Annotated in this window: 28 protein-coding genes; 4 read left to right on the top strand and 24 right to left on the bottom strand. The window is 52.3% G+C overall.

Going from position 1 to position 23,732, the window contains the following annotated elements; translation table 11 throughout:
- Nucleotides 1–6: 6 nt before the first annotated feature.
- Complete coding sequence (locus FFB58_RS00830) at nt 7–456, top strand: phage tail protein (protein WP_138368675.1); 450 nt, start codon at nt 7–9, stop codon at nt 454–456.
- A 137-nt stretch (nt 457–593) separates the two neighbouring features.
- On the opposite strand, the gene FFB58_RS00825 is transcribed toward FFB58_RS00830, so the two are convergent.
- The 18 genes from FFB58_RS00825 to FFB58_RS00740 form a co-directional block, all read right to left on the bottom strand.
- A complete protein-coding gene (locus tag FFB58_RS00825; protein ID WP_138368674.1) occupies nt 594–1,190 on the bottom strand; it encodes a tail fiber assembly protein in 597 nt (198 codons plus the stop codon).
- The gene (locus tag FFB58_RS00820; protein ID WP_138368673.1) at nt 1,190–2,182 is read right to left on the bottom strand and encodes a phage tail protein; all 993 of its coding nucleotides are present in this window, start codon (nt 2,180–2,182) and stop codon (nt 1,190–1,192) included. Before FFB58_RS00820 ends, FFB58_RS00825 begins: the two co-directional genes overlap by 1 nt.
- Nucleotides 2,172–2,786, bottom strand: a complete 615-nt coding sequence (locus FFB58_RS00815; protein ID WP_138368672.1) for a phage tail protein I — start codon at nt 2,784–2,786, stop codon at nt 2,172–2,174. Before FFB58_RS00815 ends, FFB58_RS00820 begins: the two co-directional genes overlap by 11 nt.
- Nucleotides 2,779–3,690, bottom strand: coding sequence for a baseplate assembly protein (locus FFB58_RS00810; RefSeq protein ID WP_138368671.1), 912 nt, complete (start codon nt 3,688–3,690; stop codon nt 2,779–2,781). Before FFB58_RS00810 ends, FFB58_RS00815 begins: the two co-directional genes overlap by 8 nt.
- Nucleotides 3,687–4,049: a GPW/gp25 family protein gene (locus FFB58_RS00805; protein WP_138368670.1), complete on the bottom strand. Its 363-nt coding sequence runs from the start codon at nt 4,047–4,049 to the stop codon at nt 3,687–3,689. Before FFB58_RS00805 ends, FFB58_RS00810 begins: the two co-directional genes overlap by 4 nt.
- Nucleotides 4,046–4,747 (bottom strand): phage baseplate assembly protein V, encoded by a 702-nt coding sequence (locus FFB58_RS00800; protein WP_138368669.1) that lies wholly within the window; start codon nt 4,745–4,747, stop codon nt 4,046–4,048. Before FFB58_RS00800 ends, FFB58_RS00805 begins: the two co-directional genes overlap by 4 nt.
- 89 nt (nt 4,748–4,836) lie before the next feature.
- Nucleotides 4,837–5,481: a phage virion morphogenesis protein gene (locus FFB58_RS00795; protein ID WP_138368668.1), complete on the bottom strand. Its 645-nt coding sequence runs from the start codon at nt 5,479–5,481 to the stop codon at nt 4,837–4,839.
- On the bottom strand, nt 5,442–5,936 hold the full coding sequence (locus FFB58_RS00790; RefSeq protein ID WP_138368667.1) for a phage tail protein: 495 nt from the start codon (nt 5,934–5,936) through the stop codon (nt 5,442–5,444). The genes FFB58_RS00795 and FFB58_RS00790 overlap by 40 nt, the downstream gene beginning before the upstream one ends.
- 5 nt (nt 5,937–5,941) lie before the next feature.
- Nucleotides 5,942–6,181 (bottom strand): hypothetical protein, encoded by a 240-nt coding sequence (locus tag FFB58_RS00785; RefSeq protein WP_138368666.1) that lies wholly within the window; start codon nt 6,179–6,181, stop codon nt 5,942–5,944.
- 39 nt (nt 6,182–6,220) lie between these two features.
- On the bottom strand, nt 6,221–7,159 hold the full coding sequence (locus FFB58_RS00780) for a hypothetical protein (protein WP_138368665.1): 939 nt from the start codon (nt 7,157–7,159) through the stop codon (nt 6,221–6,223).
- Nucleotides 7,156–7,677 carry a DUF2514 family protein gene (locus FFB58_RS00775; protein WP_138368664.1) on the bottom strand — a complete coding sequence of 174 codons (522 nt, stop codon included), beginning with the start codon at nt 7,675–7,677 and terminating at the stop codon, nt 7,156–7,158. Before FFB58_RS00775 ends, FFB58_RS00780 begins: the two co-directional genes overlap by 4 nt.
- Nucleotides 7,678–7,753: 76 nt before the next feature.
- Nucleotides 7,754–8,146, bottom strand: a complete 393-nt coding sequence (locus tag FFB58_RS00770; RefSeq protein ID WP_138368663.1) for a M15 family metallopeptidase — start codon at nt 8,144–8,146, stop codon at nt 7,754–7,756.
- Nucleotides 8,136–8,468, bottom strand: a complete 333-nt coding sequence (locus FFB58_RS00765; RefSeq protein WP_138369228.1) for a phage holin family protein — start codon at nt 8,466–8,468, stop codon at nt 8,136–8,138. The genes FFB58_RS00770 and FFB58_RS00765 overlap by 11 nt, the downstream gene beginning before the upstream one ends.
- Before the next feature lie 11 nt (nt 8,469–8,479).
- On the bottom strand, nt 8,480–8,680 hold the full coding sequence (locus FFB58_RS00760) for a tail protein X (protein WP_138368662.1): 201 nt from the start codon (nt 8,678–8,680) through the stop codon (nt 8,480–8,482).
- A complete protein-coding gene (locus FFB58_RS00755; protein WP_138368661.1) occupies nt 8,680–9,168 on the bottom strand; it encodes a head completion/stabilization protein in 489 nt (162 codons plus the stop codon). The genes FFB58_RS00760 and FFB58_RS00755 overlap by 1 nt, the downstream gene beginning before the upstream one ends.
- A 102-nt stretch (nt 9,169–9,270) precedes the next feature.
- Nucleotides 9,271–10,119 carry a phage terminase small subunit gene (gene gpM, locus FFB58_RS00750; protein ID WP_138368660.1) on the bottom strand — a complete coding sequence of 283 codons (849 nt, stop codon included), beginning with the start codon at nt 10,117–10,119 and terminating at the stop codon, nt 9,271–9,273.
- A gap of 42 nt (nt 10,120–10,161) precedes the next feature.
- Nucleotides 10,162–11,199 carry a phage major capsid protein, P2 family gene (locus tag FFB58_RS00745; RefSeq protein WP_138368659.1) on the bottom strand — a complete coding sequence of 346 codons (1,038 nt, stop codon included), beginning with the start codon at nt 11,197–11,199 and terminating at the stop codon, nt 10,162–10,164.
- A 40-nt stretch (nt 11,200–11,239) separates the two neighbouring features.
- Entirely contained in the window at nt 11,240–12,085 is an 846-nt protein-coding gene (locus tag FFB58_RS00740) for a GPO family capsid scaffolding protein (protein ID WP_138369227.1), read from the bottom strand.
- 153 nt (nt 12,086–12,238) lie between these two features.
- Here FFB58_RS00740 and FFB58_RS00735 point away from each other — a divergent pair, with 153 nt between their 5' ends.
- The 3 genes from FFB58_RS00735 to FFB58_RS00725 all read left to right on the top strand — a co-directional run bounded on the left by FFB58_RS00735 (nt 12,239) and on the right by FFB58_RS00725 (nt 17,128).
- On the top strand, nt 12,239–13,951 hold the full coding sequence (locus FFB58_RS00735; protein WP_138368658.1) for a terminase family protein: 1,713 nt from the start codon (nt 12,239–12,241) through the stop codon (nt 13,949–13,951).
- A 60-nt stretch (nt 13,952–14,011) separates the two neighbouring features.
- Nucleotides 14,012–15,001 (top strand): phage portal protein, encoded by a 990-nt coding sequence (locus tag FFB58_RS00730; protein ID WP_286172529.1) that lies wholly within the window; start codon nt 14,012–14,014, stop codon nt 14,999–15,001.
- A 453-nt stretch (nt 15,002–15,454) separates the two neighbouring features.
- The gene (locus FFB58_RS00725) at nt 15,455–17,128 is read left to right on the top strand and encodes a hypothetical protein (protein ID WP_138368656.1); all 1,674 of its coding nucleotides are present in this window, start codon (nt 15,455–15,457) and stop codon (nt 17,126–17,128) included.
- Nucleotides 17,129–17,388: 260 nt separating this feature from the next.
- Here FFB58_RS00725 and FFB58_RS00720 read toward each other — a convergent pair whose 3' ends face one another.
- The 6 genes from FFB58_RS00720 to FFB58_RS00695 form a co-directional block, all read right to left on the bottom strand.
- A complete protein-coding gene (locus FFB58_RS00720; RefSeq protein ID WP_138368655.1) occupies nt 17,389–17,643 on the bottom strand; it encodes a hypothetical protein in 255 nt (84 codons plus the stop codon).
- 55 nt (nt 17,644–17,698) lie between these two features.
- Complete coding sequence (locus FFB58_RS00715; protein WP_138368654.1) at nt 17,699–18,382, bottom strand: DNA adenine methylase; 684 nt, start codon at nt 18,380–18,382, stop codon at nt 17,699–17,701.
- A gap of 200 nt (nt 18,383–18,582) precedes the next feature.
- On the bottom strand, nt 18,583–20,967 hold the full coding sequence (locus tag FFB58_RS00710) for a replication endonuclease (RefSeq protein WP_138368653.1): 2,385 nt from the start codon (nt 20,965–20,967) through the stop codon (nt 18,583–18,585).
- 8 nt (nt 20,968–20,975) lie between these two features.
- Nucleotides 20,976–21,725: a hypothetical protein gene (locus FFB58_RS00705; protein WP_138368652.1), complete on the bottom strand. Its 750-nt coding sequence runs from the start codon at nt 21,723–21,725 to the stop codon at nt 20,976–20,978.
- Nucleotides 21,722–22,756, bottom strand: a complete 1,035-nt coding sequence (locus FFB58_RS00700; protein ID WP_138368651.1) for a DNA cytosine methyltransferase — start codon at nt 22,754–22,756, stop codon at nt 21,722–21,724. The genes FFB58_RS00705 and FFB58_RS00700 overlap by 4 nt, the downstream gene beginning before the upstream one ends.
- Nucleotides 22,757–22,766: 10 nt before the next feature.
- Nucleotides 22,767–23,732 carry a Dam family site-specific DNA-(adenine-N6)-methyltransferase gene (locus FFB58_RS00695; protein ID WP_138368650.1) on the bottom strand — a complete coding sequence of 322 codons (966 nt, stop codon included), beginning with the start codon at nt 23,730–23,732 and terminating at the stop codon, nt 22,767–22,769.

Raw genomic sequence — 23,732 nt, 5'->3', positions numbered from 1 at the left:
AATATCATGATGATGATTCTGGGGATGTTTCCCTTTCTACTGCTAACCACGCCTTACCAGAGTGCGAATAAAACCAACTCCTGGCGGCACGTTAAAAACGATCGTGTTGGTAAATCCCCGCGCTATCAATTCATCGGTGCGGATGAAGAACCCTTCATCCTCAGCGGCACGCTATACCCCGAAATAAGCGGGGGCGATGTGTCGCTTACGATGCTTGAAACGATGGCATATTCCGGGCGCCCGTGGCCTTTAATAGAGGGCACCGGAAAGATCTACGGCATGTATGTAATTGAGCAGATCACGCAAAACCGGTCGGAATTTTTTAAGGACGGGAAGGCGAGGAAAATTGATTTTACGCTCAACCTGAAGCGGGTAAGCGAGGACATACGGGAAAAACTGGCCGAAACGACCACCGACGATCTCTTCTCTCTGGTGAAAACCAACCTTTCGATATAAGAAAAGCGGGCCTTTGCCCGCTTCCCCTCCTGGTGACACCGCCATAACTGACCGTACTGCAGCACCGTTAAAAATGACTGTACTCGATACGCACGGCCAGCACTGTTAAAACCGGCCATGCGTGCCGGAACGTGAATTTATTCCGGCTTATCCGGCCAGGTGATATCCGGTGCGTTCGACGTATCCACTGCCTGCACTGCTTTGATGTAGTTCATCCAGGCTATCAGGCTGGCCTTATCGCCATCACTGATGACGCCTAACTGCAGTTCCGTTTGCCAGAAACCAATGGTTGCCTGCGCCTCGATCAATAAAGCTGCCCTGTGGCGCTCTGCTGCTTCTACATCGGCGGCGTGCTGCGCTTCGGCATCCGTTACCCACTCGCTACCGTTCCATGTATCGTAGGGCGTGGCGGGCGCCAGCTTGGTTGTGTTCTCCGGATAGTCGCCGGGGTGAGAAATGATCGCCTCTTCGCCTGTTTCGGTGGTGTATACCGTCTCGCCCCGGTGATCTGGCAGATACTCCCAGGCCGTAAAATCCGCAGTTCGACAAATAGCAAAACCGTCTTTACTTTCGCCCGGGGCATCAGTACAGGAATTAGCAGGCAAGCCAACACCTACAGCCAGAAATTCAACTGACGAATGAAGGTATTCCCGCGTTTTACCATCATAATTAAATACGGTGATATCGCCCTCCACGGTGGCGATAAGATCATTGTTTAATTCTGCCTGCGCCATTATGCAGCCCTCACAATGTAGTTAAAAGCGACGTTAAACGGTCTTGTATCACCTGGAATAACCTCAATTGCAGTGGTCGGAAGATCGGCACCATCATCGTGGAAAGAACCGTTTACCCCGCCGATAGTCACTGAATCGGTAATAATTATCGATCCCGTGCTGGCGAGCATCTGATATGTAGAAAGACTGAAATTCAGGTAACCAACCTTATTAGCTTGTCCGCTTAATAAAACCCTACCGGCATCCTGGCCGCGCGAATCATCCCAGCCACGGATAAAATACCCCCTCAGATCTGGTAATTTTCCAGACGGGTAAGCCGCGGCTAACTTCGGGAATTTATCTTTATCAAAGGCCGCACCATTGCACTTAATCCAGCCCCCCGGTGGCGTGGCCTGCGGCCACGGTAGAGGGAAACCGACAGGAATATATTTATCAATATCTGTTTCAAGCAGGTACTGCTGATGCGGATCAATGGCTGCTATATGCGACGCTATTTGCTGATCAACATATCCTTTAACCTGAATATCCCGATCATCAACATACTGGCGGGTAGCAAGCACCACAGACGGATCAATCTTGAGCGTAATCGCCTGGGTGCTGCTGACGATTAGGATAATTCGAACTACCTGCACGCGCCCGCTACCCTCCTGCAATAACGGTTTATAGGTTTCTGCGCAGTTTGCCACTGCGAGCATATCGCCATCACCGTCATACAGGCCAATCTCACGGATCCACCACCCGCCCGCATCCTCCGGGATCACCTGTTCGACAATAATCTGATTAGTATTTACCGGGTCATTAGTCAGAGTGTTGATCGACGCACGACGCAACTCATGCACAAGCGAAGTTTGAGCGGGGTCAGGTGTCGGCAGGACGCCGTTACCATCTCCCACCGCCATCTGTGTAATTTCAAGCTGTACCCCTAATGCCGTGGCGTTTGCCAGCTTTGCAGCGCCGACATTAGTTAACAGGGCAAAATATTTAGTTGCCACCGGGTAAGACCTCCATGGTATCTATCAAATGAAGTGCGCTACCCACATATTCACCACCGCCAACTGAAATGGTTTCGGGAAAGTAGGGGTACACTGTCAGCGTGTCGCCCAGATAAGCTGACGCGCCAACGTTTAAAGCGCCGACAGTCTGTAAATGCAGGCGCAGGCCCAGCATATGGCGGCTGCACGGCTTAACATCAGTCACGAGCCGCACCAGTTCATGGTATGTTTCGTCGCTGATGCCCTTATCTTCGATGCCGATATCCAGCGTGAACGTGCCCGGGGCGGTGTCGATGTTCCACCACTCATTAACGCAAATGAAGTAGCCGAACGGTTCCACCACGCGGCGCATCGCACCTGTTGTACCCTTGTACTTATGCAGGTAAAAAGCATCAGCTACCGCTTTGCGTTTCGTGCTTGTAGGCCATAACTCATCCCAGCGATCGACTGAAAAAGCCCAGGCAAGGTAAGGCAACAAATCCGCCCGGCACGTCCACGGGTTCCATAACTGGCGCAGTGGCACGGGCACTTCACCCAGCGACGCACAGACGCGCGCGGCGACGCGCTCGATTCTGCTGGCGCTTGGCGGTAACAGGTCATTCATCGTAACCACCCACCGTTATGGTGTATTCGGTGCAGCGCGAAGCCTGGAAGTCATTTAACACGATATCCGCCACAGGTTGCGCCAGTTCAACTCGCTGGACGCCTTCGACGTGCAAGGCGGCGTAGATAGCAGAAAGACGGATATCACGCCCTAAGCGATTCTGCGCGGAAATATACGCCTGTAGCTGCTGTTCTGACGCCTGCCGGACGGGTTCAACTTCCGGCCCCGGATATATGTAAAGCGTTGCATCAATCTGGTACGGCACGATCTCCGCAGACTGCACAGTTACTCTGTCGGCCACCGGACGCACTTCTTCATCGTTCAGCGCGGCAGCGACTACAGAGATCAGATCATCGCTTGCCGTTCCGTCCCCCTCACGGGAAAGAACCGAAATTGTGACGCAGGCAGGGGTTGGGCTCACCGCAGAAATATCAGCTACGCGCCCGTCTGCCGAACGTCCCCAAAATTCATACGCCGCCGTTGGCCCGGCCACGCTCAGACCTTCAAAAGCCTGCTGGGTACGTATGCGTAAATCCTGGTCTGACTCCATTACGGCATCAATGGGAGGGGTAACGCTGCTGTCTTCCTCATGAATGGTCAGGCGTTCAACGTCGAAATTTACTGCCAGATTATCAAGATCGCTATCCGAGGAATAAGCCAGCATTACCGCCCTGGCGGCTTCGTTCACACGCTGGCGTAACAACAGCTCGCGATAACAGTTTTCTTCCAACTGCATAGTAAGCGGCTCAGATTCAAGCTCAAGCGTGCGCGCGTACTGCTCCCGTTTGTCTTCTGGGCAAAGCGCCAGAAATCCCGCTTTGCGCTGGGCAAAAAGCATTTCGAAGTCCAGCGGTTCAATCACCACGGGCGGCGGTAGTTGCGATAAATCGATCGTTCCGCTCATGCTCGGCCCCTCAATGGAATGACTGCGCTAAATGGCGTCTGATTGTCGGTGCGGTTACCCTGAATATTGGCGACCAGCCTACCGGCGTCCGGCGCGCTCAGGCCGATATTGGTCAGCGAGATACGCGGTTCCCATAAATACAAAGCACTGTAAATTGCAGACATAACGCGCAGCTTAGTAATAGCGTTATCGACCGGCTGATCTATCAGGTTGAAAAGCTGCGAACCGTAAGCGCGGCGCATTACACGGGAACCGATCGGCGTTAAAAGAATATCGCCGATAGACTGCGCTATATGTTCGTTATCTGAGATAGCACGACCGGAACCGGCATTCATGCCTGTGTAGCGGGCTGTGTTCATTTCGGCCCTCCACTTAAGTCTTTTCCGCTTTGAACCATTTCATGCACATGAAAATGCACAATGACGCTGTTGGACATAAAATTGCCGCGCATGTGAGTAAAATCACCGAATAACTCACCGCCTTCCTGAACCTCGATCGTTTCAGTCCTCAATAAGTGGGTGCAGGTAACTGTCGGCGAATTCAGCGTTATTTCGGTTGTTGCGTTAACCGTCATGGTTTCAGTATTCACTGTCATATCTTTGGTATTGAGCGTAATAAATTCTGTTGCCGTGCAGGTAACCTGCCTGGTGTCAACAGTGACGGAGTCGAACGCCTGCACGTAAGCAGATTTAACGCCGGTAACGCGAAGCGCGCCGGTTTCCGGCTCATATGAAATGCGGGCGCCATCCGGAAACAGGATTACAGCCGATTCTTCGCCGTTATCGGGTGGCACCACGCTTGCGCTGTATAAGCTGCCCATAATTACGGCGTTTTCCAGACCACCGCCCGGGGCAAAAAGTAAAACCTGCTCGCCTGGGGTTGGCGCCCACCATGTAACAGCCGTTCCGGCGCGCATGGTCGCCCAGCGGATCCAGTCAGTTTCATTTTCACCGGTCGAGACTCGCGCAACGGGCGGCTCTGCATCAAGGTCAACCTCAGTAACCGTACCGATACGGACGATATTGCAGATCAGGCGATAAAGTTCATTCAGATTCATAAGCTGGCTGGCATTCGTAAATTTAAAGCCAGTTTCGTGATCCGCGCGCGCGTAGGCAACGCGGCGCGATTGTGGCGGGATGGTGACAATCAGATGTCTTGCATAAAGGCTGCAACGGTATCAGCCAGCCAGTCTAAATCCCCCTCAGTCATGCCCAGAAGTTCGCGCACCGGGTAGCGCGCGCTGGCACCCTGTACCACGTTATCGACTTCACCATACTGGTGAACGCTGGCGATTTCGGCGGTATGCCCCTGAAAGCCAACCACGGCCAGGCCGCCCGTACCGTAAGCCTTAAGAAAGCGCGCGGTACGCAACTTACGGAACATCGGATCTTTTCTGGTTCGGTTTTGCTTTGACTGGTTGAGATTGATTTCAATATAGCGCTGGATATCGCGCTTATAGAACGTGCGCAGGGCACCGCGATCCACGTCATAGCCGGTGATTGCGCGGTGCTCACCCCTGCCCGTGGTTCGCCAGTTGCGTAACTCCCGGGCCTCATCATTCCATATAAATTTTATCCCGCCCTGGGTGCGCAGGATTTTGCGGCGCCGTGCCTGATAGCTTTCACCGCTGGGGTTCTTCTGGCTGGCAATGCGTTTTTGCTGGCGCTTCCATAGCCCGATCGCAACGTCGCGCGTCAGCTTGCGACGGTGCCCCGGTGAAAGCTGCGCGGCAACGCTGGCTAACCAGTCGTCTAACTGCTGGAAGAGGGGATCGGTTTGTTGTCCTGCCATGTTTCGCCGCTGACCTCATCAACAAATACCAGTGACCACGCGCCAGTTTCTGGCCCCGGGGCAGGGTCAGCACGGTGACGGGTGATAATCTCACCATCTTCACGGGTGACGATCACCGCTTCATCAGCCTGAATCTGGATCAGCACGTCCATTGTGCTGTTACTCAGGATATCGGCTTCGAATGTTATTCCGTTCTGTTGCCTGTCCGGGTTAAACAGCAGATCGGGCTGATATAAGCGCGCCCATGCCAGCACCGGCACGCTGATAGTATCCAGAGATTCAGGGTAATCCATCACCAGCACTTCCAGCGTATAGCGATACTCAAAGGCTGCAGACCGCTGGCCGGTGCTAACCATCCGACCTTTTCGCAGGTAAACAGCCAGATTATCGGGATTCTCACGAAGCCAGGGCACATGCTGGCTTATCATCTGGCGCAGCAAATCAGGCTTAAGCATCCCTTTTACTCCCAGGTCGTTACGATAACTTTCGCTTTGCTACTCGGCCCTGAACGGATCCAGATCTTCATTGGGGGAGTGAATTTAATTTCATCGAGTAACCGATGAACCGCAGCGCCTGTTAACGGCTCAGCGTCTGAATCACACCAGTACGCCATGCCGGTTTCAATCTGTAAAAAAGCAGACTGATTACCGCTTGTAAGGCTTACCCATTCTGCTGTCAGTTCTATTGATTGTGTTGCCATTTAGCCTCCTGCGCTGAACATGTTCTGGCCTCTCGCGCCTCACGATTTAAGGTATTCGCATTTACTGATATAGCGCGTTCCCCAGTCAAAAATAGCGGCAGGGATATCAACATCATCATTGCCATTAAAATCAAATAGCTTACTGGTCCCATCGGTATAAATAACCCGTACTGATGTAGCCATCCTGCCAGGGTTTTTAATTCTCACGGACGAATCAGCACGTGTTACAGGCTCACCGTTGGTAATAATTGGCGATGTCGCGATCTCGCCAGCTTCGATCTGCGGCATTCCTAGAATCTGCGTTCCACTTTCGGTATTTGTCACAGCGGTCATCATCCGCTGCTCTAATTGCGTCAGGGCATTGTCAGTTGATACGGAACAGATACAGCGATAACTATCAAAAAAACGCTGCGCCGTGATGCGCTTGAAGTCACCCAGTAAAACGGCTGTTTCTCCAGTGGTTATATTCACGGCAAATGTGCGATCGAGGGAAGGATGTTCCATTCCGTAACATATCGGTCGCCCGATCGATGTAATTGCATTTGTCGTTTCGTTGTAGAGGCCGTAGTAGCTAAGCGTATACGTGCCCGCGCCTGATATGTCCGTGGGGCATGGAATGTATTTGTCATTGCCTTCGGGAAACGTACAAAAAAATAACGGCAAACCGTGGTAATCAACACCATTGCCCACAAAAGCAGAGCACGATTGAAAATTGGCAACGTACTGATTGTGATTCGTAGCCTGCGGTTCTGGCTCATGCCTGCCAATCGCAATCCCATCGCGATATTCAAGCGGCCACACGTCCGGGCTTGCAAATTGCACCGTGCCATCAGCCGCAATAAAAGCGTGACTGCTCATGCACTGATATTTTATGCGGCTATCGAGCGTCGCAGCCGTCAGATCAATATCGGAAAGATCGGCCCCGGTCGTTTGACCTGCATTGCCAATCGTCAGAAGTGATTTTCTAAAGATACTCATTTAGTAAGCCCCTGATATGCCGCCTCACATGCTAATCCTCGTATCCGTGCCTGATCAGCAATTGCCGCCAGTTCTCTCGCTCGCTTGTCAGCTTGTCTAAACAGGACGGCGAGCAGTTCAGCGCCGCTGGTTTCTGTCTTGCTTCCGCCGGTAGTTCCGGCACCGCAGGCGCGTTCACGGTCTGCCAGTTGCCTGGCGAGTTTGTCGGCCTTGTCGTGCAGCCCACGAGAAGCAGCACGGGCACGATCGGCATCAGCCTGCACGCCAGCAAGCTGCTGGCTGGTTTGTTTTCTGATCGCATCGATTTCACCCTGTCGGCGTTGTTCTTCTGCCCTGGTCTCTGACTGTCTTTGCGCCAGCGCGGTGGCGTCGCGTGCATCACGTTGCGCCCACTCTTTACGCCAGTGCCGATCGGCATCACCATAACCGGCGCTGTAGCGCCAGTTGCTAAAGCCCCATACAACTGCAGCGGCCAGCACAAGACAAGCGATCACTTTCCAGCGTGACAACAACCCCATATCAAAACCTCTCGCCAGCTCGCACCGTCAATAACGGACATACTGCAGCACTGTCAAAAATGACCTGCGTCACCCATTACGCAGGATAACCGGCATAAGGCAACTGGAAGTGCGGCCCGTCTTTGAGAGTCTTCCAGTCACCGCCCCACTCAATGGGAATACCCAGATTTTCCCCTGCCTGCTTAAACGCCCGGGAAATTTGCTGGTAATACTTCCACTCCCATGAACCGGCTGGCGTCGGATAAGCAAACACATCAACCGCGTGGCCGGAAAGATGCCTGCTATTCATCGTCTGGCTTTTACCTTCGGCAACCAGCTGCTTCTGACGCTCAACAGTGCGCAGACCTTCAGTAATGCCGAAATCAACCGGCGATAGTTCCAGCGCCAGCCTGACAACCTTCACCAGATCCTGATGTACATCGCGCAGGTTTTTTTCACTTCGCTGACTGAAAATAAATTTACTCGGCATCTTTAATCCCTTTTTGCCCTCGGCAAAAAAGCCCTCCGACTTTATCCCGGAGTTTTTCCGCACCCATAAAACCGATAGATGCGCCGATAAACGTTACTGCGCTGCCCGGCAGGCCGAAAAATTCCAGCGATCCAGCCACTGCCAGCGTTAAAATTCCGCACGCCAGTGACCCCGTGGCCGTTTTGATCAACGATTGTCCGTCATAAAGACTCATCAACGCTGAGATACTCAGCGCGGCGCCAGCCGCGTAAAACGTTGGCAAATAATTAACAAGCCATTTAAGCAACTGCTCTTCAAAAACTCCCGGCGGAGCACCGTGCATACTTCCTCCTGTTAATCCCATAGCTGCACCGTTTCCCGCTGGGCTGGCGGCTGGATATCTGGCAGGTAGACTATCTGCCCGGCCTGCAACTCAGTGGCGGCGGAAATGCCCTTATTGGCATCAATCACCGCTTCGGTAACGCCTGCTGTTCTGCCGTAGTAGCGCCAGCAAAGCAGGTCGATCGTGTCGTTCTGCTGCGCCTGCACGTTCATTACACCAACTCCGCCAGGCCCCGGCTTTCATCCTGGATGTCACGGATTGACCAGCGCAGATCCCGCCACAGCGTATCGATCTGCGTGCTCAATGCCGCCGCGTGGTCTTCGCCTTTACTTGTGGTGTCGATATCGCGGTAGCCTTCAATCAACAGCGCTTTCGTGAGTGAATACACGGCGTTTTTATAGCGCCAGACCTTCACCGATTCGCCATTCACCGGACTGGCCGGAATTTCTGCCAATGACTCATAGCCCGCATCAATCTGCACCTGGCGCCACAGGAAAAGCTGATCATTGATATGGGCCACCGCTTCCACCGTTCGCGACATCAGGCGATCGGTTGTCACCTGCCCATCAAGACGCATCGCGCGGCGTAGTTCAGCCAGCGAAATGACCGGCCAGAATGGCAGGCTTTCAACTTTCGCGCCGCCATCATCAGGCACCGGATCGGATGGTGGCCGTACTGGCTCAGTGGCTACCAGACTCATGATCTCTACTCCGTAAAAGTCAGGCGGTGGACGGCAGGACGAAGACGCGGCGTTGCCTGTTTTCGCCTGCCGTGCCGCCTGGGTGCGCGGGGGCACGTTCGGTTATGACGCCGCCTTCTGGCGGGTGGTCGTTGTTCTTTTCTTCGCTGCTGGCTTGCTTTTAGCGGCGGGCTTTTTGGTTTCCCGCTTCGCTTTTTGCTGGGCTGGCGGCGTTGCCGTCTGGGTTTCGGTGCGGGTTGCTTCTGGTTTGCCGTCTGCGCCGTCACCGTCATCAGGTTGCCCGGACTTCTTAAGCGCACGCTGCAGAAGCTCAATATCACGGGTTACACCTGCTTTTTTCGGGTTCAACACTGCCGCCTGGCGCAGGTATTCAACCGCAGCGGTAAGCGATTCAACATTGTCAGTCAGGCGCAGCGTATAGCCCAGCGCCTTAAGCAGCTTTGAGCGCACCTCATCCGGCATATCTTCGTTCAGGGTTAAACCCCGTAACGCTTCCAGCATGTCAGCGGCGACCGGCGCAACAGCCGGGTTAGCCTTGAATGCAGCCAGGACGGGATCGCAGATTTCTTCCACAAGTACGGTGGCAGTGGTGCGGCGATACTGATCCGGCATCGGCAACTTATGGCGCAATACGTACTGACCAATGCGCAGGGCTTCGGCGATGTTTCCGCAGTCACAACACCAGATCATGACGGTGGTCAACACGTCGTCAGCCTGGCCGGAATCTGCCGTAAGTACGCCTTCGATCCACGGCTGATAATTCGGCAGGAATTCGCGTTTCAAATCCGCTTTAACCTTCTGGGACTGGACACGACTCAAACGGGCTTTATCCAGTCGCAGGCGGTGAAGCATGGTTTCGTATGCCGTCATTTCAAGCTGCGACGGCTCACGGCTGGCGTGGCGGCGTTCAGCCATCACGCGATTAAAATGTTGTTGAGCAGGTGTCAACATGATGCCCCCAAAGCGGCCAGCACTGCGCTGGCCTTGCTGCTGTTATGCTGGTTCTGCGGCGGTAATGCCTTCGATAAGACAGCCATAGCCAAAATCTTCAATGACATAAGCGTCATTAGATGAACTGTAGGTAGCGACGCGGTTATATTCCGGCTCTTCCACAATTCGGCGACGGTGCGCACCTTCTTGCCAGTAAATCGACAGGTTTTCCCACGAAGTGATAAACATGCTGCCATCCGGGAAGAAAGGCGCGACGAAAGAAGGCAGGTTGCCAATCGTCTTACGGGATGCAATCAACTGACCGGCCATCGCTTCAGAGTTCGGGTTACTGGTGCTTACGGCGTTAATGATCGGGAAGGAACGGCTAACCGTCAGGTTGCGCCCGGTAATCACCACCAGATCGGGCGAATCCTTGTACCATTCGTCCATCAGTGAATTAACCGCGTCGTAAACCAGAGAATCGTAGTTACCGTAATTACCCTTAGCGATCACCTGGTTGGTGTCGTCGCGACTGGTTACGGTGATATCTTTCATAACGCGCTGCGGTGCGTTCGCCCGGTACTGCTGGAGCCAGCCGATACCACAATCCTGCAACAGCGGATTGGCATTGCGGTCTGATTTAGCCGCGTAGCTGGTACCGTTAAAGCCGATCATGATGCGATCCAGGGCGATACGTTTAATGATCTGATTGCTCAGGCGCTGCTGGAAATCTGGGAATTTTGCCCAGGCATCAAGCTGCGTATAGGATGTGAAAGTGTCAGCATTCACCTTTTTACAGTCGTAACCGGTCGAATCCAGTGCCGTGGCAGAAACAGGTTCACGGCGATCGGTGGTGGAATTGTTGGTACTGGACACCGGGCCACCAACGCCCAGCCCGATTTTTTCACCGGACTGGTCATTTACGCCGTAGATGTTGATTAGCTTCAACATTTCAGAAGACTGCTGCACTTTATCTTCAAGCGTCTGCTCAATGCTCGGCTCAACACTGAACGATTTTGTTACGTGGGATTTGCTGATGTGATTCAGTTCGGCCTGCCGCTCAAGGTAAGCATCAAACAATTCACGGGTAGAATTACGCATAGTTTAATTTCCTGTACTGTTCCTTCGTTACTGGCGGCTATCAGCAGTCAGCAAGCTGGGCGTTAGATTTTTCATTCGCGCCGGTCGCCTCCGGGCGGCGGTAGTTGCTGGCGTCTTGGGTAGAAAGCTGCGCTTTCATCTCGTCGAACTCAGAGCGCAATTTCTCCATGGCTTCGGCGGTTTGATTGCTCTTAAGCTGTCCTGCGCTCAACTTCTCCACCTTGTCCAGCAATTCGCCCTGGCTCTCTGCAACCAGTTCAACAGCCTGACGGATCTCGCCATTTTCGCGATCGAAGTGCTGACGGGTACCGGTGAGCATTTCTTTGATACGGGAGAAAAACTTTTTCCCGGTTTCGGATGCTGGCAACTCTTCACGCGCAAATTCGAGGCATGATTCCATTGATTCCGTGAAGAAACATTCAGGTGAATAGTGACGCGCGGCCAGTGGATTGGCGCTGGCGTTCTGGGCGCAAAACTTCATCATTTCAGTGCCCAGGCTCGCCGGGTTATCCGTACAGGCCAGCCCCATCAGGTAGGATTTACCGGTGTCCGCAAAGGACGGATGCACCTCAATGCTGTGATAAATTTTCTGACGTTTTTTCTTCAGCTCGATCAGTTCATCAGTGGCATCGACCTTTACCAAAAGAGCTAACTTGCCCTTTAGCGGGCCGTCGGTAATCTCTTCGGTCTTGGCCTCAATAACATCACCAAATGCACGGAAATCACTGTTTGGAGACCAGCCTAAAATGTGCTCCAGATTGACGCGAGCGCCATAGACCTGGGGATCGTACTGTTCGGCCATTTCGGCAATGTGCTGACGTTCCAGCACGCGACCGTCACAGGTTGCGCCTTCGACTGCGACGCGGAAAAAATTTGTCATTGGCATGGTGACAAAACTCCGGGTGGGTAAGCGATTGATATTAACCAGTGCCCCAATCATTCCCTTTACAGCCAGATGGCGCAAAGCCTTCACCTTGTCGGACTCAGGCGACAACAAGCGGCGATACTGTTGCGCGCGCGGGCGCGATAGCCTGTTGCCATGAATACAGCCGAAGACCTCAGCACAAAAGCCAAAAGCCTTTACTGGCAGGCGTTCAGCATCACCCAGATCTCTAAGGAAATCGGGGTGAGCATTAACACGATCTACAGTTGGCGCCGCCGCTATGAGTGGGATAAAGCCACCCCCATGCAGCGGGTGCAGGATCGCACGCATGTTCGCTTTTTGCGCCTGGTGGAAAAGGACGATAAGACCCCGAAGGACTTCAAAGAAATTGACCTGCTGGCGCGCCAGCTTGACCGCTTTGAACGGCATGAGCGACGCGACCAGGAGAAAGAGAAGAAGGCGAAGATCCCGAAAAACCATTTTACCGAAGAACAGATACCCCAGCTTCGCACCCTGGTCTTTGATTCGCTCTACGAGCATCAAAAACGCTGGTTCAAACAGTGGAACCGGCGTAACCGCTTTATCCTCAAATCGCGCCAGATTGGTGCCACCTGGTACTTTGCCCGCGAAGCGCTTTTGCGTGCGCTGGAAACCGGAAATAACCAGATATTCCTGTCAGCCAGCCGCGCCCAGGCGTTCCAGTTCAAGCGGTTTATTCAGAAGCTGGCAAGGGAAATCGGGGTAGAACTTAAGGGCGGTGATGCGATTGAGTTAAGCAACGGTGCGATCCTGTACTTTCTTGGCACCTCCGCAGCGACGGCCCAGAGCTATACCGGCGATCTGTACCTGGATGAGGCCTTCTGGATCAGCAACTTCATCAACCTGCGAAAAGTCGCTGCAGGCATGGCGACGCAAAAAGGGCTACGCCGCACTTACTTTTCGACACCTTCCAGTGAAGAGCATGAAGCCTATCCTTTCTGGACTGGCGATCAGTTCAATAAACACCGCCCCCAGGCCGATCGGGTGGATATCGACACCAGTTATAAGGCACTGAAAAACGGCAAGCTATGCGGGGATAACATCTGGCGCCAGATAGTCACGCTGGAAGACGCCGTGAAACTCGGCTTCGATCTGGTTGATACCGATGAAATCCGTAACGAAAACTCCCCCGACGAATACGCCAACCTGTACGGCTGCACGTTCGTTAAAGCCGGGGAACGCGCCTTCGACTACAACGCAATTCTTGGCTGCGGTGTTGATGGCTACATGCCTGAGGCATGGCCTGACTGGAACCCGTTTGCACCCCGCCCGCTGGGTAATCGCCCTGTCTGGGTTAGCTATGACCCCAACGGCAGCAGCGGCAAAGGCGACAGCGCCGGGCTGGTTGTACTGGCCCCGCCAGCCGTGCCGGGTGGTAAGTTCCGCGTGGTAGAGCGCCACCAGTTACGCGGCATGGAGTACGAAGAGCAGGCCAAATTTATCAAAGAGATCACCAACCGCTACAACGTGCAACACATTGCGATCGACGGCACGGGGATCGGCGATGCGGTTTATCAACTGGTGATCAAGTTCTTCCCGCAGGCAGTCAAACATACCTATTCACCAGTTCTTAAGCGGTCAATGGTGCTCAAAATGCTGATGGTCATTCGCGCCGGTCGCTTTGAGTTCGACGCCGGAATGATGGATCTCGCACAGTCATTCATGACAGTGCGTAAAGTCACCGCTGGCGGCGTTATTACTTACCAGTCCGATCGTGCCCGGGGCAGCAATCACGGCGATCTGGCCTGGGCAACTATGCAGGGCATTTACAACGAACCGATCGGCGCGGAAGTGACCGGCGATAACGGCAGTTTTGTGGAGGAGTTTTAATTGAGCGGCAAAAAGAAATTCAGGGCGCCTAATGCTGCGCCAGCCAGCACGGGCAGCGACGTGGCTACGCCGCTGGAAAGCGTGGAATCTTTCAGCTTTGGCGACCCGATCGCAGTCAACGATCGCGCGTCTCTTATGGAGTGCCTCGAATGCCATAACAATGGCCGCTGGTATGAACCCCCGGTCAGCACGTATGGGCTGGCGCGCATGTTCGACGTTGCCGCATATCACCAGTCACCGCTGATATTCAAACGCAACGTTATCGCCAGCTGCTACATACCCCACCCGCTTTTAACCCGGCAGGAGTTCACCGCCTGGGTGCAGGACTATTTGATTTTCGGTAACTGTTACATGGAATGCCGCCGCAACCGGTTAGGCCAGCCGATCGAGCTGCGGCACAGCCAGGCAAAATATACGCGGCGTGGCATAGACCCGGCTCAATTCTGGTTTGTTCCGCGTTACGTTGACGATCACGCGTTCGAACCGGGCAGCGTCTGCCAGATCAAGAACCCCAGCCCGCACCAGGAGATCTATGGCGCGCCTGAATATCTGGCCGCGCTACAAAGCGCCATGCTGAACGGTGAAGCAACGGTATTTCGCCGCAACTACTACATTAACGGCAGTCATGCGGGCGTGATCGTCTACCTCACTGACCCGGTGGCGAATAATAACGATGTGGAAAAGCTTAAGAAGTCGCTGAAAGACGCACGCGGTAACGGTGCTTTTAAAAACCTGTTTGTTTACGCGGCGGGCGGGAAAAAAGACGGCCTGCAAATTATGCCGTTCAGCCAGGTGGCTGCAAAGGATGAGTTTACCGGCATCAAAGACGCCACCCGCGACGACCTGTTAGCCGCGCACCGCGTGCCGCCCGTTCTGATGGGGGTAATGCCGAATAACTCCGGTGGCTTCGGCGACGTAGAGAAAGCGGCGAAGGTGTTTTCCATCAACGAACTGGCCCCAATACAAGAAAGCCTGAAAGAGTTAAACGACTGGCTGGGGATCGACGTGGTGCGCTTCAACCCTTACGCACTACTGCAGGCAGCGATCTGACGCCAGCCCGGACACACCCACCACCGCCGTGGAACGGCCAGCACGGCCATAAATGACCACTCCGCACATAAGCCCCTCAGCAGCCCGCTGGCAGGGGCTTTTCTTTTGCCTCAAACCACCACAACGAACCGAAAACGACGCAGCTGCGAGGCGCAGCGGCGCGAAAATCGGGGCATATACTATCGACCCTATCCCACCCCTCAGCGCGCGCTCATTCCCCCGCCTCGCCCGCACGCAGAAACCCCGCTTTTTTGTGCAAATGTTCACTCATCATGAGGTAGACATTACACTGCCTGGAGAAGACATTGAGACGACGAATTTATTGTGCATACTTGTGCACTTTCTTGCATTGATTACAATAGCTTTCACTACACCTAATATGCTTACTAAGTTCATTGGTAGTTCTGTCAACAAACTTAAGCTCGGAAAGCATCAATCATGGAACCGGAAAGGATGAATAACACAATCCCAAAAATCTCTTTGTTTAATGTTGATGATGACGTTACAAAGAATCTAACTAAGGCTGGATTTAACACATTTCCTCATAAATTGAATGGGAAACATCACTTTATAAATGATTATGGTAAAAGTACTAGGACCTTCGACTTTTATCACGATATCCCATCTGACTTGCATGAATCTGATGTAATTGTCATTGATACTAAAGCATCAACCCCACTAGCAAGCCTCGAAGGAAGTCCTTTTAAATTATATTTCCAAACAGTCCCCCGCCATATAGATTTAATGCCTGCTGATATATACCTTATCCGAGAGCAAATTAACTCAAGTCATAAAAAAAGATGCATAATAATATTTTGTGAACAAACATCAACCGAGAGTTATAAATTGCTTGATGAAAAAACCGATACATATTCCGAATTCAAATCTGCAACATTGAACATTGGTTTATACATAAGGCCTGTTTCTAAACATGGTTCCAGATGGAAGTCTGCTAATGATGGAAAAGTAAATCCATTAGCTCTATGTATTTCTAAACATTCTAACGACCTTACATATGGAGTCGCATTTGAGGCAACAAACTCTAAAGATGTAATTTTCCTAACAAATGAAAGCAATGAAGTTATTGCATGGTCCAGAATAGAAAACAACTCATTATACTTATTCCTTCCAACTCTCAAATCAAAACCCGACTTTATACTTGATTTATTAACAAATGTTTTACCTGAACTAGCTTTTACTTCTGAAATCTTTCCAGAACATGGCGCTTTTAAATGGGAAAATGATTTTGCATATATATCTAAAGAGGAAAAAGATATTGTCAATCGTTCAATTGAGATTGATGCGCAATACGAGAAAGACAAAACTCTCATTACTGAAGAATTAAATACAACCAGAGAAAAAAAGGAAAACCAACTTCTAAAAAATCTTTTGAAGGAAACAGATGATGAATTAGTTTATGCTGTTCAATGGTTCTTGTCATATATAGGGTTCGAAAATGTACAAAACCCAGATAAAAATGTTAAAAGCGGTGAAATTTTTGAAGAAGATCTTAGAATTGATGGGAATGAAACCTGTTTGCTTTTTGAGGTAAAGGGAATAGGCGGTACATCTACCGATGCACAATGCTCACAAATATCAAAAATAGTTCTCAGAAATCGAAAAGCTAATCCGCATCAGAAGTTTCATGGTATTTATATTGTAAATCACCAGCGTTATAAAGCACCTCTTCAACGGTCTATACCTCCATTCAATGATAAACAAATAGAAGATGCTGAAATTAGTTATCGTGGTATGACTTATACCTATGAGCTTTTTCAAATTTATCACATGATAGAGCAAGGGATATTAACAAAGCAACAAGTTAAAGAAGCCTTTCTAGATATTGGGCTTTTAAATTTCAAATCCAGTTTAATAAAACTACCGAAACCACATGAGTATCCAAACCACAATGTATATTCTTACGATCTTGGTGAAGATGAATCTATATTAATAAAGGATAATGATTACATCGTTATCTGTGATGATGAATCTCATTGGCACAAACTCAAGATCATTAGTATGCAAGTTGACAAGAAAAATGTAAAATCCGTCAACAAAGATAAGGTTGGAATTCAAGTCAATGCATTAATAGCCAAAGCTAAAGAACACTATCTTTTACAACTATAAAGTCCATATGCGACAGAAGTGTAATGAGATTAATTACACTTCTGTTATTTTCAAATCACTATATCATCACAACGCACACAGTTTATCTTCCTTCTTTGTTATGACAACATAGTATCCAGTCTAGAGGCTGAACGATTGTTCGAAATCAATCTTTCACCCTATGCCGTTGTAGCTGCTAACCCTACTAGATATTTTTAACACCTCCACTCCACACTTTTCATAACCCACAAAGCAACCCCTCAGAAATTCTGCTATGATTTTCAACGTAACGCGGCGTCGTCAATTCCCTTTTCCAAAACACCCATTTGGATCACACAAAAATCGACAACCGCCCCAACCATTTCAGGATCTTTTTCATAGTCTTGGCGCAGTTCCGCCCTGCTGTAACTCAGCCTTTGGCCCTTATACTCCCAATCCCAAAACATTGTTAAAATCTGCCCGTCCCTTTCAAATCGTACACTAGCTTCTGGCCGGGCTTTTCTTGCTTCCACTGTGAGCTGTCTTTCAATTGCCATATTCATTTCCTCGTTAGTTATATCGACGATCAGAATATAGACGATCTCCGGGCACTCAATGGCCCGCGTCAACCTCGTTAAGCGCCACCATGATCGCCAGCCGTTCAGCAGGTGGAAGGGCTGCATATTTCGCGCGCCAGCGCTCAACTTTGCGCTTTATACGGTGACGGTCGTTGTAATCTTTTCCGGCAAAAGCGTGCGAATAAGCGCGCCCCTCCGGGTAGTTCATCCATATTTTTTCTGTTCGCACGCCGCCGCGTGTCATGGCCTGAAATTCTTTGCTGCGCCAGCCTGTTAACCGCTCGTCATAAAGCTGCGATGGGTAGCCGGAAAGAATAACGGAAACGTTTTTCGGCAGGCTAACCAGGCAGGACAATAACCGCTCATGATCTTCAACCGAATATTCAAAGCGATATCGCGCGTTGCCGGTGCGTGTTTCTGGCAGATAAGGCGGATCGGCATAGATCAGGACGCGGCCCGCACGATAAAAATCATAATTGTTCAGATAGTGCACCGCGTCAGCCCGAACCAGATCAATGTAAAGACGGTTATGATCATGTGCGAAATCTTCAAGTGTTTGCCCGTCAACATCGATCCCTATATTGCACATCGCAGGCGGCTTACGTAGCATCACAGCACCGCCCCCGAGATGGGTTTCAATGTAGGTATCATGGGGGGGCATTTCAGCAATAATATTCTGATAAACCCCACTGGCCGCTTTACTTCCCAAATAGCTCATCCTCTTTCTCCTTCAGCTGACACAGTCAATTCTGTCCGTCCTGCAGCACTGTTAAAAATGACTGTTCTCGATGTATGGCCAACACTGCCGAAAATGGCTGTATTTGCCGGAATCCGGTACCGCACCGTCAAAGCTGACCGTTCCGGCCATCGCGGTAATTCGGTACCACACTTTCAAAGCCGATCATGCCGATCGACGCTCTAATCTCGCCCGGTAAATGCAGCCTTCATCCGGTTCACGAGATCACCTGTCATTTTCTTCGCCTCCATCACCTGCGACGGCAGCTTATCCAACCCGGACGCGGCGCGGTTGCGGGATACCAGCCGCCCGTCCTGCACGGACATAACGAGATCACCGCACGCAACTGACGCACCGGCCACAATCGATCTGACCATTCCGGCGCTGACATCAATCCCACGCAGCGCCAACAGTTCACTGATCTGCTGCTCTTTCACTGACAAACCGGCCCCTTCAATCCGTTCCGATGGCCGCTTTTTACGCTTACGCCGCACATCGTCACTAAGCCGCTGCGCAAGTTCCCGCTTTTCCTGGCGTGATAGCGCATCAAAATTCACCGTCTCGCCAGCTGGCACCGTCATTTCTGACCGTCCTGCAGCTTCGCTGGCGGCATGTTCAACACCGTCAGCACCTGTCGCGGGATCCCGCGTACAGTTATTGACAGAACTCCGAGGGGCGGCGCTGCCGCCTGAAAAATCAACGTCAACGGCCACACCGTCAGCGCCCTGGCGCTTCGGCACAATTTTGAATTGAGCGGTGCGGGTAAGGATCAAAGAGTCACGGCCAGTGAGAGGGCTGTAGATACCGGTAATTCGCTGGACGTCATCGCCGTAAGCGTTGCCGTTTTCAGTTGTTTCATAGTTCAGGCGGATGCGCAGATTATCACGCTCTACCAGCGGCCCGCCCTGGGCTAAAACGTAGTTATCCCATTCGCCTGCATCAGCGGCCTGCCGTGCGGTTTCCAGTTCAGGATGTAACACCAGTTCACGATTGCCCAGGCGGCGAAGCTCACGGTATACCGTGACCGGCGCACCGCCGATCTGTTGAAACTGGCGGATTGACCAGCGCGACGCCCATGCGCTGACGCGTAGCGACATCTCTTTCAGATCTTCCCCGGTTTCGTCGTCCTTCTCACCATCAAGCGCGAAGCCGTCAATATTCTTTGAAATGTATTTCGCTATGTAGCCGGTTGCGCTGCCGTGGGCATCGTCGATTGGCACAACCTGAAAGCGGTTTTCCTGCGCTCCCGATTCGTGGCCGTCTTCTTTCAGGGCATATTTACGGAAGATTTCGCGCGCCTGTTCGACACGTTCCGGGAGCATGAAAAGGAGCAAATGCCAGTGCGGCGTTGCATCGTGATGCGGCTCAACCACACGGAAGCCAAAGACACGAATCCCTTTTCTTTTCCACGCGGCGCGGGTTCTCGCCCAGACCTTGCAAAGATATTGCTGCGTCTCACGTGGCGACGCGCCACAGTATTTATTATTGCGGCGCCCGTTATGCTGCATGGAGTGGTAACGGGAAGGGGCTGTCAGCGTGTAGAAATCACCGGCCAGCCCTTCCAACTTCGCCAGTTCTTCAAATCCGCGCATTCTCGTCATAAGCTCGCGGCGACGGTTGGCCGGGTTGGCAACACTACCGGCTACTTTATCGATCAATGAAATTCGCTCGCCCGTGTCCTGGTCTTCCAGTTCCATGGCCTTAAGATATTCGCGATTGGCCTTTTTCTGGGCCAGCCATTCCGAAAGACAAGGGGCGCTGCTGTATGGGGAGGATTTTTTCTGGACGTATCCCGCGGCGATCATTAAATGCTCACGCCAGCGGGCATGGATCAGGCGCAGGCGGTTTAACCACCATCGTGGTGATTCAAGACGAAGGGCCGCGCGTAACGCGTCCTCCGCTTCCAGTTCTTCATTGCAATATGCCGTCCAGCCAGGGATTGGCGTTTTAAGATGAGCCGCCAGCGAGGCGATGCGGCCATAACCAGAAAGCGCGGCGAACCATGGATCGCCGGTACGCGCCAACTGGTGATCGGACTCGCGTATAAACTCGCTGGTAAAGATATCGGCAAGCGTATAAGCCAGTCTTTTTAACTCTTTTTTCCCCGCCCAGAGTATGCGGAAAAGCTGATCGCGGATAGGCAGCAGAACACCAGGCATCACGCTGTCAGGCTGGTAAATGCTGTTCACGCTATCGATACGCGTTAATACGTGACGCTCAAAGGTATTAACCAGCCAGAGATCTGCCGCTTTAGGGTCTTTCGCGTCCAACGCATCCAGCTTCGTGGCAAAGTGACGGCGAACATACTGCGGGAGAGAAGCCAGGCGGCGGCGCAACACCTTATTGCGTTCCGGCTTTTCGTTCTCTTCTGCCAGATCGGCAATATCAATATGCTTTCGGATACCGTCCGGCGTCAGGTAGTCAAAGCCTCGGCTGGAAAGAGGGGTATCACGGCCAATAGCCTGACCGGGTTTATTCCATGCCCAGGCGTACCGGGTAGCATCAGCAGCACTACCCGGAAACGGTGGAGGTGGAGAGGGGACGCGACAGCCTTTAGAATCTTGCATCGTCACGCCTACAGCTCAAAAGTTAACTGCGGCGTGAAACGATCCTTTTCCGCGTCATAGCAGAGTGAACTTGCGCTGTTGTGCGACTCGATACGCTCTACAAGCGTAAAAGCTCTGGTTTCTTTACTTGCAGGTGAGTAAGCCCCCTTCCACGCTTTGTCTATTGAGATATTGCGTGCCACGTTGGTACTGTCAGCGGATGAGAGTGGGATGTGGGTAAATACATCCTTATTCAGCATCCTAAGCCCATGCAACTTAGCTATTGGGTAGCCGTTTTTATCCACCACCTTGCTGATCAAGTCGCGCAATTTTGCCCGGCAAGCCCGTGGTTTTTTTGCGTCGTATTCCCCCATGGAGCCGATCGCAACGCGGGGGTATTCATGGCAAAGTCTGATAAACCTTTCATCAGGTTCAGACATATGCCATACCGGACACCCCACAAATTTACCGTGCGGCCACTCCGCTAAAAGCGCGTCATTCTCGGCGCTGGTGCCGCCAATAACGTCAGGTATGCAGGCAAATGCAAAGCGGGGATGATTCTTCCACTCATCAACGAATGCATAATAATTACGCCAGTCCACCACGCGTTTTTTTGTCCAGAAGCTATAAGCGCCGTTATCAAGCGCGAAGCTTTGACACACCTCACTTGCCAGCCCGATCTGCTGAGGGTTGGCGAAGCTGATAAATGCGTGCCGGCCTTTCCATGCTCTCAATGCGCAAGTGTCCGGCGTTATTGGGCCACCATGAAAATGAATCACGGGCAACCCTCCATATACGCAGCTATAAACTCTTCCGCGACCGGCGCAACGATGGCATTACCGAAGGCGCGCAACTGACCCACTCGTCCGGCAACCCCATCAACCAGCGGCTTAAGTCCGGGTTTAACTGGCCTCCACTTTCCATCATGGCAAAAGAGCCAGTCAGCAATTCCCCAGAAACTGCTAACCGCATCGGCCCCGCTATTGCCGCCAAATCCTGCAACCTTTTCTGAATTTTCGCCCCGTTCTCCCGGTAACTCGTCAGCGCATTTTGCTGGTTCGGCTTGCGATCGTTGCTTGTTGTCGGTGTCTGCCAGCCCGCAAGTTGTGCCGTTACATCCAACCGATCCGTTGAAATCTTCCCGTTTCGAATCCTTCCGCCCAAATATCCGCCCCTCCCGTCCGTTGCTGTCGGAGTGTTCCAGCCCGCCAGACAGGCAAAGTCCTGTAAATTCGACTGCCGCCCCGCCAGCTTTCTGGCCATAACCTTCTGTGGATCCTGATAGGCGTTTTTGATGTTGCTTGCGTTTGGAGTCGGCCACCCAGAAGAGCCGTTGCCGGATGTGCGGGGCACCGAAGCCCGCAGCGCAAAGATCGAGCGCCGCGAAGGCGTAAGCCGCTCCTTCCAGGTTAGCTTGTACATCGTCGAGCCAGTCGAGGCCGTCTTTGCTTGCAACCTGCTCACCAAAGACAACGCCAGGGCGGCACTTCGATAACAGATCGAACCATACGGGCCAGAGGTGGCGCCTATCGCTTTTCCCTGCTTTTTTTCCGCAGGCGCTGAAAGGCTGGCAGGGGCATGAACCTGTCCAGACGGGGCGATCATCGGGCCATCCTGCACGGCGCAATGCGTAAGACCAGACGCCGATTCCGGCGAAGAAGTGGCATTGCGTGAATCCTTTAAGGTCATTTGCGGTTACTTCCTCAATTGAGCGAGTGTCAACGACGCCCGGGGCGATGTGCCCAGCGTCGATCAGGTTGCGCAGCCATTGCGCGGCGAAGGGATCGATTTCGTTGTAGTAGGCAGTCATAGAGGGCGTCTCACAGTGGAATCGGGTTTTCTTCTGATTCCCAATAGCCTGGGAGCACATCGCTATCGGATTCATCTCCGCATCCGGCTGAATACCCAGCGCATGGGCCACAGTCAGGGCAACAGCCGCCACCGTGCCGCCCGCAGCCATCACAAACAGGCAGCACGCCGATCACTTCGTTGGCGACACCCCTGGTTATGCCGTTTGCACTCACAGAGCGGTTAACGCTGATCTCATGAAAATCGAAAGGCTGGTAAATCGCGCGAGTGGCTTCGGTGTCGCTGTTTGAAATGACGACCTTCACGCCATGCTTACGGTTAACATCCAGCAGCGCCTGGACTAACTGGCGGTGGCTGTCTTCTGTAAACGGTTCAGTGTGGTACTGGGTAAAATTGGCGGTATCGCTGGCGGGCAAGTACGGCGGATCGCAGTAAACGGCTTCATCCATTCCAACCATTATTTTGAGAGTGTTTTGAAACGAGCAGCACAGGAAAATAGCTTTTGTGTCGTTGGCCTTCTGCGCGAACTGGCGGATCTCCGCTTCCGGGAAGTAAGGCGCAGATTTATGCTGACCAAACGGCACGTTATACCCGCCGCTCTGGTTATAACGCACCACGCCGTTGTAGCCGTGACGATTGAGATAGAGAAACAGCGCGGCGCGATTCACATCAAGCAACCCTTTAGACCGGTTGAAGATGTCGCGATAGCGCAGGAATTCGTCCTTTGAATTGCCGTTAGCAAAAAGCGGGCGCGCGAGGCCGATCACCAGTTCGGGATTGTTCTTCACTTCCCGATAGAGCCGGATCAAATCAGGGTTGATATCCGCCAGGATATAGCGGCGATAATCGGTATTGAGGAACACGGAAGCGCCGCCGACAAACGGTTCAACCAGACAACCAGCTTTCGGTAAATGCCGCAGCAGTTCAGGCATTACCCGGCTTTTGCCGCCGGGCCATTTAAGGAGGGAACGGATCAT

Source organism: Enterobacter sp. MF024 (genome assembly GCF_005843915.1).
GTDB lineage: Bacteria > Pseudomonadota > Gammaproteobacteria > Enterobacterales > Enterobacteriaceae > Enterobacter > Enterobacter barmai.
This window is presented reverse-complemented; position numbering and strand designations above follow the sequence as displayed.

What these genes read in the sequence shown, in the direction of transcription:
- FFB58_RS00765 (WP_138369228.1), bottom strand. Translation starts at nt 8,468, where the DNA reads ATGCACGGTGCTCCGCCGGGAGTTTTTGAAGAGCAGTTGCTTAAATGG.
- FFB58_RS00795 (WP_138368668.1), bottom strand. Translation starts at nt 5,481, where the DNA reads ATGGCAGGACAACAAACCGATCCCCTCTTCCAGCAGTTAGACGACTGG.
- FFB58_RS00780 (WP_138368665.1), bottom strand. Translation starts at nt 7,159, where the DNA reads ATGAGTATCTTTAGAAAATCACTTCTGACGATTGGCAATGCAGGTCAA.
- FFB58_RS00785 (WP_138368666.1), bottom strand. Translation starts at nt 6,181, where the DNA reads ATGGCAACACAATCAATAGAACTGACAGCAGAATGGGTAAGCCTTACA.
- FFB58_RS00815 (WP_138368672.1), bottom strand. Translation starts at nt 2,786, where the DNA reads ATGAATGACCTGTTACCGCCAAGCGCCAGCAGAATCGAGCGCGTCGCC.
- FFB58_RS00755 (WP_138368661.1), bottom strand. Translation starts at nt 9,168, where the DNA reads ATGAGTCTGGTAGCCACTGAGCCAGTACGGCCACCATCCGATCCGGTG.
- FFB58_RS00810 (WP_138368671.1), bottom strand. Translation starts at nt 3,690, where the DNA reads ATGAGCGGAACGATCGATTTATCGCAACTACCGCCGCCCGTGGTGATT.
- FFB58_RS00720 (WP_138368655.1), bottom strand. Translation starts at nt 17,643, where the DNA reads ATGGCAATTGAAAGACAGCTCACAGTGGAAGCAAGAAAAGCCCGGCCA.
- FFB58_RS00760 (WP_138368662.1), bottom strand. Translation starts at nt 8,680, where the DNA reads ATGAACGTGCAGGCGCAGCAGAACGACACGATCGACCTGCTTTGCTGG.
- FFB58_RS00825 (WP_138368674.1), bottom strand. Translation starts at nt 1,190, where the DNA reads ATGGCGCAGGCAGAATTAAACAATGATCTTATCGCCACCGTGGAGGGC.
- gpM (WP_138368660.1), bottom strand. Translation starts at nt 10,119, where the DNA reads ATGTTGACACCTGCTCAACAACATTTTAATCGCGTGATGGCTGAACGC.
- FFB58_RS00715 (WP_138368654.1), bottom strand. Translation starts at nt 18,382, where the DNA reads ATGAGCTATTTGGGAAGTAAAGCGGCCAGTGGGGTTTATCAGAATATT.
- FFB58_RS00800 (WP_138368669.1), bottom strand. Translation starts at nt 4,747, where the DNA reads ATGAATCTGAATGAACTTTATCGCCTGATCTGCAATATCGTCCGTATC.
- FFB58_RS00770 (WP_138368663.1), bottom strand. Translation starts at nt 8,146, where the DNA reads ATGCCGAGTAAATTTATTTTCAGTCAGCGAAGTGAAAAAAACCTGCGC.
- FFB58_RS00710 (WP_138368653.1), bottom strand. Translation starts at nt 20,967, where the DNA reads ATGCAAGATTCTAAAGGCTGTCGCGTCCCCTCTCCACCTCCACCGTTT.
- FFB58_RS00695 (WP_138368650.1), bottom strand. Translation starts at nt 23,732, where the DNA reads ATGATCCGTTCCCTCCTTAAATGGCCCGGCGGCAAAAGCCGGGTAATG.
- FFB58_RS00775 (WP_138368664.1), bottom strand. Translation starts at nt 7,677, where the DNA reads ATGGGGTTGTTGTCACGCTGGAAAGTGATCGCTTGTCTTGTGCTGGCC.
- FFB58_RS00830 (WP_138368675.1), top strand. Translation starts at nt 7, where the DNA reads ATGATGATGATTCTGGGGATGTTTCCCTTTCTACTGCTAACCACGCCT.
- FFB58_RS00700 (WP_138368651.1), bottom strand. Translation starts at nt 22,756, where the DNA reads ATGACTGCCTACTACAACGAAATCGATCCCTTCGCCGCGCAATGGCTG.
- FFB58_RS00735 (WP_138368658.1), top strand. Translation starts at nt 12,239, where the DNA reads ATGAATACAGCCGAAGACCTCAGCACAAAAGCCAAAAGCCTTTACTGG.
- FFB58_RS00790 (WP_138368667.1), bottom strand. Translation starts at nt 5,936, where the DNA reads ATGCTTAAGCCTGATTTGCTGCGCCAGATGATAAGCCAGCATGTGCCC.
- FFB58_RS00805 (WP_138368670.1), bottom strand. Translation starts at nt 4,049, where the DNA reads ATGAACACAGCCCGCTACACAGGCATGAATGCCGGTTCCGGTCGTGCT.
- FFB58_RS00740 (WP_138369227.1), bottom strand. Translation starts at nt 12,085, where the DNA reads ATGCCAATGACAAATTTTTTCCGCGTCGCAGTCGAAGGCGCAACCTGT.
- FFB58_RS00745 (WP_138368659.1), bottom strand. Translation starts at nt 11,199, where the DNA reads ATGCGTAATTCTACCCGTGAATTGTTTGATGCTTACCTTGAGCGGCAG.
- FFB58_RS00725 (WP_138368656.1), top strand. Translation starts at nt 15,455, where the DNA reads ATGAATAACACAATCCCAAAAATCTCTTTGTTTAATGTTGATGATGAC.